General features: G+C 68.2%; 10 protein-coding genes. 6 read left to right on the forward strand and 4 right to left on the reverse strand.

Features of this window, described 5'->3' with window-relative positions; all coding sequences use genetic code 11:
• Window positions 1-107: 107 nt before the first annotated feature.
• Window positions 108-1,226: a bile acid:sodium symporter family protein gene (locus IH09_RS20370; RefSeq protein WP_110952442.1), complete on the forward strand. Its 1,119-nt coding sequence runs from the start codon at window positions 108-110 to the stop codon at window positions 1,224-1,226.
• Between the two features lie 258 nt (window positions 1,227-1,484).
• Here the strand turns inward: IH09_RS20370 and fdhD are convergent, their stop codons facing one another.
• Window positions 1,485-2,339, reverse strand: a complete 855-nt coding sequence (gene fdhD / locus IH09_RS20375) for a formate dehydrogenase accessory sulfurtransferase FdhD (protein ID WP_052858356.1) — start codon at window positions 2,337-2,339, stop codon at window positions 1,485-1,487.
• Between the two features lie 488 nt (window positions 2,340-2,827).
• Entirely contained in the window at window positions 2,828-4,210 is a 1,383-nt protein-coding gene (locus IH09_RS20380) for an FAD-dependent monooxygenase (protein WP_052858358.1), read from the reverse strand.
• A gap of 495 nt (window positions 4,211-4,705) precedes the next feature.
• Here IH09_RS20380 and IH09_RS20385 point away from each other — a divergent pair, with 495 nt between their 5' ends.
• The 3 genes from IH09_RS20385 to IH09_RS20395 all read left to right on the forward strand — a co-directional run bounded on the left by IH09_RS20385 (window position 4,706) and on the right by IH09_RS20395 (window position 6,861).
• Window positions 4,706-5,389: a GntR family transcriptional regulator gene (locus IH09_RS20385; protein WP_052858360.1), complete on the forward strand. Its 684-nt coding sequence runs from the start codon at window positions 4,706-4,708 to the stop codon at window positions 5,387-5,389.
• A gap of 173 nt (window positions 5,390-5,562) precedes the next feature.
• Window positions 5,563-5,928 (forward strand): chorismate mutase, encoded by a 366-nt coding sequence (locus IH09_RS20390; protein ID WP_052858363.1) that lies wholly within the window; start codon window positions 5,563-5,565, stop codon window positions 5,926-5,928.
• 330 nt (window positions 5,929-6,258) lie between these two features.
• Window positions 6,259-6,861 carry a GNAT family N-acetyltransferase gene (locus IH09_RS20395; RefSeq protein WP_052858365.1) on the forward strand — a complete coding sequence of 201 codons (603 nt, stop codon included), beginning with the start codon at window positions 6,259-6,261 and terminating at the stop codon, window positions 6,859-6,861.
• Here IH09_RS20395 and IH09_RS20400 read toward each other — a convergent pair.
• Complete coding sequence (locus IH09_RS20400; protein ID WP_110952443.1) at window positions 6,836-7,042, reverse strand: hypothetical protein; 207 nt, start codon at window positions 7,040-7,042, stop codon at window positions 6,836-6,838. The two genes, IH09_RS20395 and IH09_RS20400, sit on opposite strands and share 26 nt — an antisense overlap.
• 75 nt (window positions 7,043-7,117) lie before the next feature.
• Between IH09_RS20400 and IH09_RS20405 the strand changes: the two genes are divergently transcribed.
• Window positions 7,118-7,468 carry a hypothetical protein gene (locus tag IH09_RS20405; RefSeq protein WP_110952444.1) on the forward strand — a complete coding sequence of 117 codons (351 nt, stop codon included), beginning with the start codon at window positions 7,118-7,120 and terminating at the stop codon, window positions 7,466-7,468.
• A gap of 398 nt (window positions 7,469-7,866) precedes the next feature.
• Here the strand turns inward: IH09_RS20405 and IH09_RS20410 are convergent, their stop codons facing one another.
• Window positions 7,867-8,586, reverse strand: coding sequence for an alpha/beta fold hydrolase (locus tag IH09_RS20410; RefSeq protein ID WP_318279496.1), 720 nt, complete (start codon window positions 8,584-8,586; stop codon window positions 7,867-7,869).
• Between the two features lie 670 nt (window positions 8,587-9,256).
• Between IH09_RS20410 and IH09_RS20415 the strand changes: the two genes are divergently transcribed.
• Window positions 9,257-10,384, forward strand: a complete 1,128-nt coding sequence (locus IH09_RS20415; protein WP_318279497.1) for a hypothetical protein — start codon at window positions 9,257-9,259, stop codon at window positions 10,382-10,384.
• Window positions 10,385-10,935: the final 551 nt, after the last annotated feature.

Here is a 10,935-nt window from a genome sequence, read left to right on the forward strand (position 1 = left end):
GGAGAGGGCACCGTCCACGCCCCGGAGTGGGCAAGGTCCTTGCCGCCGTCCGTGAGCCGCCGGCCGACCTGAGCCGAACGACCCGAAGAACGACCCGAAGAGAGACCATGCGCCGCCCTTTGATCCCCCTGCCCTCCTGGCTCCCCGTGGACGGCTACATCCTGGCGCTGGTAGGCACCGTCGGACTCGCCGCACTGCTGCCCGCCCGCGGACCCGCCGCCACCGTCGCGGACGGCGCCTCCACGGGGGCCGTCGCGCTGCTCTTCTTCCTCTACGGTGCCCGGCTCTCCACCCGTGAGGCGATGGACGGACTGCGTCACTGGCGCCTCCATCTCACTGTGCTGGCCTGCACATTCGTGGCCTTCCCGCTGCTCGGCCTGGCTGCCCGCGGGCTGGTCCCCTATGTCCTGCCGCCCGCCCTCTACACCGGGCTGCTGTTCCTCTGCCTGGTGCCGTCCACCGTGCAGTCCTCGATCGCCTTCACATCCATCGCCCGCGGCAATGTCGCGGCGGCGATCTGCGCGGGCTCGTTCTCCAGCATCGTCGGCATCGTCATCACCCCGCTGCTGGCGGCCCTGGTCCTGGACGGCGACGGGAGCGGTTTCTCGTCCGATTCGCTGGTCTCGATCGTGTGCCAGCTCCTGCTGCCGTTCCTGGCCGGGCAGCTGCTGCGACGCTGGATCGGCGGCTTCCTCACCCGCAACAAGAAGGTCCTCGGCTATGTGGACCGCGGCTCGATCCTGCTCGTCGTCTACAGCGCGTTCAGCACCGGCATGGTCCAGGGCATCTGGCACCAGATCTCGCCGCTGCGCCTGCTGTGCCTGGTGGGGGTGGAGGCCGTACTGCTGGCGGCGATGCTGACCTGTACTTCGTACGGTTCGAAGAAGCTCGGCTTCAGCCGCGGGGACCGGATCGCGATCACCTTCGCCGGTTCGAAGAAGAGCCTGGCGGCCGGACTCCCGATGGCCAGCGTGCTGTTCGGCGCGCAGGCCGGACTCGCGGTACTGCCGCTGATGCTGTTCCACCAGATGCAGTTGATGGTCTGCGCGGTGCTGTCGAAGCGGTATGCGGCACAGGCGGATGCGGATGCGGGTTCAGATGCTGGCGCGTCAGATGTGGATGCGGGTGTGCGGATGAAGGCGGATACCGGAGGTGGGGGTGGGGCCGCGGGCGGTGAAGGGACCCGTTCCGCGGCTGCGGTGGCGGTGAGCGGTCCGCGGGGGTAGCGCTGGGGGCGGGGTGTACGCGCTGTTGAGCAGCCGTCAGTCGTTGCCGTCGCTGTCGGCAGTCAGTTGTCGGGCCGGTTGCCGGTTGCCGGTTGTCAGCCGTCAGCCGTCAGCCGTCAGTCGTCAGCCGTCGGCCCTTCCCACGGCAGCGCGGCGTCCGATCCGGAAGCAGTTCCAGGAGGGCGTATCTCACCGGCTGGTCCGCGGGCCCGTGTGGCGGACGGCCTCGGCTCGCGACGGCCTCGGCTCGCGGCGGCCTCAGCTTGTGGTGACCGCTGCGCGCAGGGCGAGGCGGTGGTCACCCGCGTACACGTTCATGGAGGTGCCGCGGAGGAAGCCGACCAGGGTCAGACCGGCCTCGGTGGCCAGGTCGACGGCGAGCGCGGAGGGCGCGGAGACCGCGGCGAGGACGGGGATGCCCGCCATCACGGCCTTCTGCGCCAGCTCGAAGGAGGCCCGGCCGGAGACCATCAGGACACAGGAGGACAGCGGCAGCAGACCCTGTTGCAGCGCCCGTCCGACGATCTTGTCCACCGCGTTGTGCCGGCCCACGTCCTCGCGGAGGTCGAGCAGCTCACCGTCGGTGGTGAACAGCCCGGCGGCGTGCAGGCCCCCGGTCCGGTCGAAGACGCGCTGGGCGGCCCGGAGCCGGTCGGGGAGGGCGGCCAGCGTCTCCGGTTCGATGGAGGGCATGGCATCGGCGGCGGTGTCCAGGCTCCAGCGGGCGGTGGTGCGCACCGCGTCCAGGCTGGCCTTGCCGCACAGTCCGCAGGAGGAGGTCGTGTAGACGTTGCGTTCCAGGGTGATGTCGGGCACCGGGACACCGGGCGCGAGCCGGACGTCGACGACGTTGTAGGTGTTCGACCCGTCCTCGGTGGCGCCCGCGCAGTAGACGATGTTCGCCAGCTCGTCGGCGCTCCCCAGCACGCCCTCACTGACGAGGAAGCCCGCGGCCAGCGCGAAATCGTCGCCGGGCGTACGCATGGTGATCGCCAGCGGCTTGCCGCCGAGGCGTATCTCCAGCGGCTCCTCGGCGACGAGGGTGTCCGGGCGGGTGCTCACGGCACCGTCGCGGATGCGGATGACGCGGCGTCGCTCGGTGACCCGTCCCATGTCTGATCAGTCCCGTCCTCACCGGCTGTGCTCAGTTCCGGTTTGTGTGTGGTGGAGGCGATATAGGTGATGTACGTGATGTACATGCTCTAAGCGGTGGATGCGATGTATCGGAGGTGATGCGTCGGCCGTGATGAGTGAGCGATTGATGTGTGAGCGATTGATGTGTGGGCGACGGAAACGGCCCCGGCCTCGGGGTTCGGTGAGTGGGCGTGGCGAGCGGTGCGAGGGGTTGGCGCCCGGGGGTCGCGGGTTGTCGGCTGTCGGTTGGCGGTTGCCGTACGGCGACGGTCGTCGTTACGGCGAGGTGGCCGTGCCCAGCTGACCGTTTCATTCTCCTGCCATATGGGGGGAAGCCGCAGCCGGCGTCTGGTAGGCGCCCAACGAATATTGTCTACGGTATTCCATTGGTCAAGGTCAAGGGCGGTCCGGGTCCGCACCCGAGGTCAGGTCGCCTCGACCGTGGAGAGCGCCGAGCCTGCGCCTTTTCAGCCCCTGAGTTCGCGACCGCCGAACGTGCCCGAGCCGAGGGCCGCGGCCCAGACCGCCTCCAGCCCGGCCTGGTCCAGCGTCCGCCAGTCGGGGGCGTCCTGAACGAGGGCCCGCCCGAGCCGCCGCCCCAGCGCGACCATCGCCCGACCGGTCGCGCCGCGTTCGGTGCCGTACGCGTCCAGCGCGCCGGGTCGCTCCGGTGCGGCGCGCAGCGCGGTCTCCAGGGCGGCGGCGTCCTGCAGCGCCTTGACCGCGCCGGCGCCGGTGTGCGGACGGGCCACGGTGGCCGCGTCGCCCGCGAGCACCAGCCGCCCGGCCGAGTAGCGCGGCGCCGTGAAGTCGTACATCGGCTGGATGAAGACCTCCTGCGGCGGGGTGAGGAGGAGTAATTTGCCCCAAAAGGGCGGAAGCTGCTCCTCGGCGAGTTGTGTCAGGCGGGCCAGCAATGTGTCGGTGAGGGTGCCGGGCGGCAGGCTGGTGGGCGCGTCCAGCCGTAGCGCGAGTCCCGGGGGCGGGGCGCTGTAGAGGGCCCAGTTGACGCGGTGGCCGCCACGGCCGTCCGGGATGCGGTAGATGATGACGTGCCCGCCGGGGAAGACGCCGTAGATACAGTCCTCCTCCGCCCAGGGGGCTGATGGCAGACCGGCGGGATCGAGGGCCGCCAGCCGGTCGGCGGGGAGGGCGCCGCGCCAGGCCAGATAGCCGGCGTAACCGGGCCGTACGCCGGGGAACGCGGCGCCACGGACCACCGAGCGGTAACCGTCGGCACCGATGACCAGGTCGAAGCGCTCGCGACGGCCGGTGCCCGTCCCGGCCCCGGTTGTTCCCGACCCGGCTTCCGTCGACCCCGTGCCCCGGCCGGTCCCCGTCTCCGTAGCTTTTTCTCCTCCCGGGCCGGGGTCCGTACGGGTGTCGCCGCCGAGTCGCAGGATGGCGCCGTCCGCGGTGTCGGTGACCTCGTGGACCGTCACCCCTGGGCGGAAGTCGACCGAGGCGGGGAGCCGGTCGCGCAGTTCGCGCCAGAGCGGCCCCCAGCAGTACGACCGGAACGGAAAGGGCTGGACGCCGATCTGGCGCCCCAGGGGTGCCGTGCCGTCGCGGACGTACCAGCGGCGGGTGGTCAGCTGCACCCAGGGCATCGCGGCGTCCAGATAGCCGGCTGCCGCCAGCTCGGCGTACCGGGCGTTGTGTACGGCGAGGCCGACCCCGCGGTCCGCGAGGCGGTCGGCGGCCCGCTCGAAGACGGTGATCCGGCCCGCGCCGGCACGATGCGCGGCGAGTGCCGCAGCACACCCGGCGACGCTGCCGCCCACGACGGCGACCTCGCCACCCGCGATGGTGACACCGGCCGCTCCGGCCGGAATGCTGTCCGTACGCATACGGTCCGTCCCTTGGCCCGCTCCGGCGGTGCCGGGGTTCCGGCATCTGGTGGTCCGGCGGCCCGATGGGGCAGATTCTCACAGGAGTTGACGCCGTCGCGGTCCGGCCTGTGGCGCATTCGTGAGGTGGATCGCCGGGGTGTGGCGGTGGGGTACGGCGGTGGGCGTCACCGGCAGCGCTGCGCGATGCGAAGACAGTCGGTAGACTGTAGACGATAACCAATCATGCTGATGAGCTCCGTGGCCTCCGTGCCATCCGCATCCACCCGTATCCATGACCTCGTATCCGTGGCCCCGTATCCAACCGTCGCCTTGTCCGTGCCGCGCCCGCGGCGCCCGTGCCTCCCTGTCTGCAGGGTGCGTGGGCTCCGACAGCTCCACATCCGTCCGCACAGCAGCCCCACCCCGTAGGCGCATTCGTCCACGTGCCCCGCATGTGTCCGTCCGCGCGTCCACAACAGATCCGTCCACGTGTCCACAACAGAGGGGACTTCGATGCTTTCCACCGGGCTACCGCAGGGCGCCGTGCCGAAGCTCGAACGGCCCGGTCCGCTGCGCGAGCGCGTCTACGAGACGTTGCTCGAACTGATCACCACCCGTGCGCTGCGGCCCGGCCAGCACCTGGTCGAGAGCGAGCTCGCGGGCCATCTCGGGGTCTCCCGGCAACCGGTCCGCGAGGCGCTCCAGCGGCTCAACACCGACGGCTGGGTCGATCTGCGCCCGGCGCAGGGCGCCTTTGTGCACGAGCCCACGGAGGAGGAGGCGGACCAACTGCTGACGGTCCGTACGCTGCTGGAGGCCGAGGCGGCCCGGCTCGCCGCGGCGAACACCGGCTCGGCCGGGATCGCGGAGCTGGAGCGGCTGTGCGACGAGGGCGAGCAGGCCGTGCAGGACGACCAGGTGGACGCCGTGGTGGCGACCAACGCCGCATTCCACGCCAAGGTGATGGAACTGGCCGGCAACGCGGTGCTCGCGGAACTGGCGGCGCAGGTCGGGCGGCGGGTGCGCTGGTACTACACACCGGTGGCCCGGCAGCGCGGTAAGCAGTCGTGGATCGAACACCGCGAGCTGATCTCGGCGATCGCCGACCGCGACGAGGCACGCGCCACCTCCGTCATGCGGGCCCACACCGAGCACACCCGCCGTACGTACCACGAGCGTGCGGGCGCGGACGCCTGACGCTCTCGCAGCCGGGCGTACGGGAGGTACTGGCGGCGTCCGGGTGAGGTCCGCGCCTCGCCCGGGTGTATCGGGTCCGATCCGTGAGACCGGACAGGGGCCGCCGCCGGTGGCCGGGTAGGGTGCAGCCGATCATGCAGCACCCGACCATGAAGATGAATGGCGAGAGGTATATGAGCGAAGGGACAGCACCGGCGACCGGCGACGCGGCCGCCATCGCCGACGCGGCGGCCCGTGAGCGGCTGCGCTACCTGCGCGGCAGCATCGACAACCTCGACGCCGCCCTGGTCCATCTGCTCGCCGAGCGCTTCAAGTGCACCCAGCAGGTCGGTGAACTCAAGGCCCGGCACAGCCTGCCGCCCGCCGACCCGGCCCGCGAGGCGGCACAGATCGCGCGGCTGCGCACCCTGGCCGAGGACGCCCGGCTGGACCCGGCCTTCGCCGAGAAGTTCCTCAATTTCATTATTGATGAGGTCGTGCGCCACCACCGGGCCATCGCCGACCGGACTGTGACCAGTGGCGAGGGGCTGCCCGAATAGTCTCGACCGGCCTCCAGCTGATCATTTGGCAGATATTGGGGAGATCAACTTCCCCAGAGGTTCTTGACGTCAAGAACGTGCATCGCGCGCTCGAACATCTCCTGTAGACCGTCCGGCCGTCCGGCCGTCTCTGTCGTATGGCGGGGGTCGGGTGTAAGGGTGGAGCCGGGTATCGGAATTGTCTGAATGCTTCTGGTTCAAGAGGTTTCCCAAGTGAAATCCGACTGCCCCGAAGTGAGCGTTCGGCGACCTTGAAGTGCCAGGTCACAGGCCGCCCCGACGATGGTGGAGGCTCTGTACTTCATGCGCTGCGGCGTGATCGAATAGGGGATGACGTCCTTCTGGAGCGGCAGGCGGATACGCCTGCGTGGTATCGAGCCTGACGACTGGACCGCGTTTATGCGCTTCGCCGTGGACGAGGAGCGGATGGGAGACGTGCTGACCCCGCCTCGTTCCGCCGAGAGCTTCCGTGCCTGGGCGAAGGAACAGGGCGCCGCCAAGTCCTATGGGGACTGCTTCGGGTTGGCGATCGAAGCCGTCGACACGGGAGAAATAGTGGGTGCTGTCGGCTCACACCAGGCTGACCCGCTTGCGGGCTGGTTCGAGTACGGCGTCACGATCGGCGCTGATCATCGGCGCAAAGGCTATGCGGCAGAAGCTGCGGTGATGCTGCTGCGTTTCATGTTCGCCGAGCGGCGCTATCACAAGTGCGAAGCGCGGGTCTTCGCCCACAACGAGGCATCGCTGACGCTTCACCGTCGGCTGGGTTTCGTCGAGGAGGGTCGCCTCCGCGATCATGTGTTCCTTGCCGGCCGACACCACGATCTCGTCATGATGGGCGTGCTCGCCGATGAGTTCGCCCAGTTGCACTCGATGAGCGAGCCCGGTTGCTCCGCAGGTCCAGGCGTCACGACGCCCTCGTCCGGCGGCTGATTTCGGCAGCGTAGGCGCCCCAGTCGCCGGCTGCGGCTCGCTGCCATTTGACGGCGATGGTGATGTCGATGCCGAGGGTGCGGGCGAGGACCGCGGCGGGCAGTTCGGTGGTGAGCTGGAACAGCGCGGTCGAGCGGGCTTCCGCGAGGCGGATGCCGAGTTTGCGGAGTCGCTGGCCCATGGCCCAGGCGCTGATCGGTCGGCTGGGCCGGCCACCGGGAAAAAGCCAGGGCGAGTCCGTCCGGGCGAGGACGGCATGGCTGCGGCGAATCACGACTTGGTGGAGGGCCAGTTCGGCGACGGGCGCGGGAAGCTCGACCGGCACGGCGTCGAGGCGGTTGCGGACTGCTCTGTCTGTCTCCTCGATGTGGTCGACGGTGAGCCGGAAGATCGCAGCGGGTCACTGGACGTAGAGGAGCAACAGCAGGCCGGCGAGGCGGTCTTCGGGCTTTTGAGGGTGTTGTTGTGCAGCAGGTGGTGGGTGGTGGCCCAGCGGGCTTCATCGTCCATCGGCTGGGAGGGGCCGTTCCCTCGCTCGGCCGGGAAGGTGAGATCGCGGGCGATCTTCTGCGAGAAGGCCCAGCGCACGAAGTGGCCTGCCTGCTAGCGAAGGCGGGCGTCCTCACTGGTGCGGTGCGTGTCCAATATTTTGCGCAGGTACGGAGGGAATTCGCCGTACGCCTGGACGTCTCCTTAACTTCATGATCGGCGAGGTCGTGCGCCACCACCGGGCCATCGTCGACCGGACTCTGGAGGAACCGGACGGGGCCGTCGGCGGCTGAGTTCCGGGGTGTGAGGGGACACCGGGGCGAGGGCGTTCCTGTGCGGTACGAGGGTGGGCGTGGGTACCCGCGCCCACCCTCGCGTCATTCGCCCGTGGTGCACGCCCTGGGCGTTCGTCGGCGGTATCGCGGTGATCTCCTCGCTGTACGCCGGCATGCGGTACGCCGCGTCGGCACGGCCTGTGCCTCACCTTGTGATGGTGCCCGGCCAAGGGGAGACCGATCACAGTGCAGCGCGGTATGCCTCCAGACGGTCGGCCAACTCCTTGGGGTGGCCGAGCATGGGGCAGTGTTCGCCTGGCATCTCGTCCGGCTGGAAGCCAAGACGTTCGGTGACCGTCCTCCGCATGAACTCGGAAGGGAAGAAGCGGTCGTCGGACGACATGAGGAACCTGGTTGGCACCTTCGGCCAGGTGCCCAGCGGCCACGGCTTGCCGAACGGGGTCGGCGCCTGGGTCCGCTGGTGCTCGGCCATGAACTCGGCGGCCAGATCGGCCGGAGTGTCGTGCAGCACAAGGGAAAGCGCGCCTTCATCCGCGCCCTCCGCCACGCCCCGGCGACGGTCGGCCTGCTGTCGTGCCGGGCCATAGCCGGTGTTGTCCCACCACTGGCCCGGTGACTCTCCCGGCACCGGTATCTGAGCCTGGAGCATCACCAGCAGATCCACTGGGACCCGGTCGCACACCAGCGGACCGGTGAAGCCGCCGAACGAGTGGGCGACGACGATGAGTCCGGTGCGTTCGCTGATCGCCTCGACCACCGTGTCCGTGTACTCCGCGAGCCCGGCCGACTCGTCATCGCATGGCAGATCCGGTGCGACCACCTCGTGGCCTCGGTCGCGCAGTTCGGCAGCCAGCGGCCCCCAGTACCACGAATCGACAGCCGCGGCATGGATCAAAACGTACGTCGTCATGGAACGGGCCCTCCGCCAGCGGTAGTTCACTGCACTGCGGGCGAGTTTACGTATCGCTCCCCTTCCCGGTGGCGAAGTGCGCAGGTGGGGAGAGCTGTGCGGTGAGCGAGCGCTGACGGTGGTGCCGTGAGGCGGGGCGGCGTCATCAACATCGCCGTCGGCGCCTCCGCGCGCCCGCGACTTCCCGGTGGCCGCTCGCACTCCTCGACCACACGTGATTACGAAACGGGCATCACGTGACTGCGTCGAAGCAATGGGACGGCGCGGCGCTGGGTCGGGTTCGGACAGGCTATGAAAGCGATAGTGAGATGGTGCGACGGGCAGGGACTCGGTGATCACGGGATGTGTGGCGTTCTATAGCCATCGGGGGAGTTCACGCCTGTTGTGCCGTCAACTTCGGTGCGGTCATGGCCTGTTCCGGGGGCGTTCTTATTTAGTTCTTAGGATCAAGCTTTACAGTCGGGACTGGCCTTTTGGCGCAACTTCTCAGATTTTGGCCTGAGTTGACCTCGATTCGTTAGCGGGATTTGGTCTCTGTTGGTTTGGTAGTGCACCCGTAATGACCTCTGCTGGTTGAGGGCGGGGGCGCGTGATGCTGCGGCTGTGCCGGGTTCCGCAAGCTTGGAGGCCGCAGTTTCTCGCCGCGGGGAGTCGGGCCGGAGGTCTGTCAGGTTGTTTTGAGAGGTCTGCATTACTTCTGGTGTCGTACTACGTTTCCCGGAAAGGGGAGATTTTCATGAAGAACAGTGTCAGGCGATCCGCGGTAGGAGCGGGTGTTCTCATGGCTGTGATAGGGGTGCAGATATCAGTACCCGCTATTGCTGCCGAGGCGCCAAGGCCGCCGGCCCGGACGTCCGGCGATTTCGCCGACGGTCTGTATATGTCGATCGGTGACCTCGAAGACGCGATGAACGGTAGCAATCCGGACGTGCGGAAGATGATCGACCGTCGTGACATCGCCAGTGTGCAGGTGGTGGTGCCGTGGGGCGCGATGGAGAAGGAGAAGGGTAAGTACCAGTGGGGGCGGATCGATGCCGCGCTCCGCTACCTCGGAGACCGCCACAAGAAGCTGTACGTCCAGGTGCAGGACCGCTTCTTCGAGACGACCCCCGAGCAGGCCAAGCTTCCCGATTACGTGAAGAAGAACGGTGGGGTGGTGGAGACGGCCGATGACCATCCGGGCTCCGATCCCCACGCCAAGGGAGCTATGGCAGCGCAGTGGAAGCGCGATGTGCGGAAGAGCTTTCAGAATCTGCTGAAAGCCATGGCGGATCAGTTCGCGGGGAAGCTGGCCGGAGTGAATCTTCCGGAGACCTCGGCCCAGGTGCCTGAGGAGGAGCAGAAGCGCACCGGCTATACCGCCGAGAAGTACTTCGAGGCCGAACGCGCCAACATGCTGTACGGGAAGAAAGTCTTCAGCCGGAACAACGGCGACACCCAGTTCATCCAGTACGCCAATTTCTGGCCGATGGACAAGGACGAGGAAGCCCGTTGTGCGGAAGACGGGACCCAGTGCGCGGACGAGAAGCGCATGGAGGAGATCGTCAAGCTCGCTGCGGAGAAGAAGATCGGGATCGGGGGGCCGGACATCCTGCCGGACAGGTATTACCCGACGCAGAAGTCCTACCAGTTCATCGAGAAGTACAAGAAGCAACTCCCGGTCGTCGCCATGGCGGTCCAGGAACCCACCCTCAAGTATGAGGACCCCAAGAACCCGGGCCACCTCTATACCCGGGAACGATTCACGGACTTCGCACGGGAAAGGCTCGGCGCAAGTTCCATCTTCTGGACCGTCGAGGCGGACTGGCTGAAGAAGCCCGCGATGTGACGGATGGAGCCTTGGCATCAGCCAATAGGGCTTGAGCTGCGATCGATGGTGGAGGCGAGCGTCGGAGGGCTTCCATATGCCTGCTACGTCTGATTGGCCGGACTCTGTGAAAGTGCTCAAAAATCGCACAGGTCCACGGTAAAGTCGCAGGTCGCGCCTTGTGGTCCCCGCGCGTGCGGGGATGGTCCCTTCGAGCTGCTGACGTCGTATCGGCGCGGGCGGTGGTCCCCGCGCATGCGGGGATGGTCCCCAGATGGGGGAGGACGGATACTGCGGGGCTTTGTGGTCCCCGCGCATGCGGGGATGGTCCCGCTTCCTCCATGCGGTTGGTGGCATGGACGATGTGGTCCCCGCGTATGCGGGGATAGCCCCCACTACCGCCCCGCGAACCAGCCCCGTACCCCCACCCAAGAAAGAGCGGCACCACAACGGCACCGCCCCTCCTCGTACGGCACCGCCCCTCCTCGTACTACCGCCCCCCCCCCCCGCCCGCCCCCGCCACCAGCCGCACCCGCGCCGTACCTCAGACCACCTCCCGGCTGATCGGCAGG

Source organism: Streptomyces celluloflavus (assembly GCA_000720995.1).
GTDB classification, from domain to species: Bacteria; Actinomycetota; Actinomycetes; order Streptomycetales; family Streptomycetaceae; genus Streptomyces; species Streptomyces celluloflavus.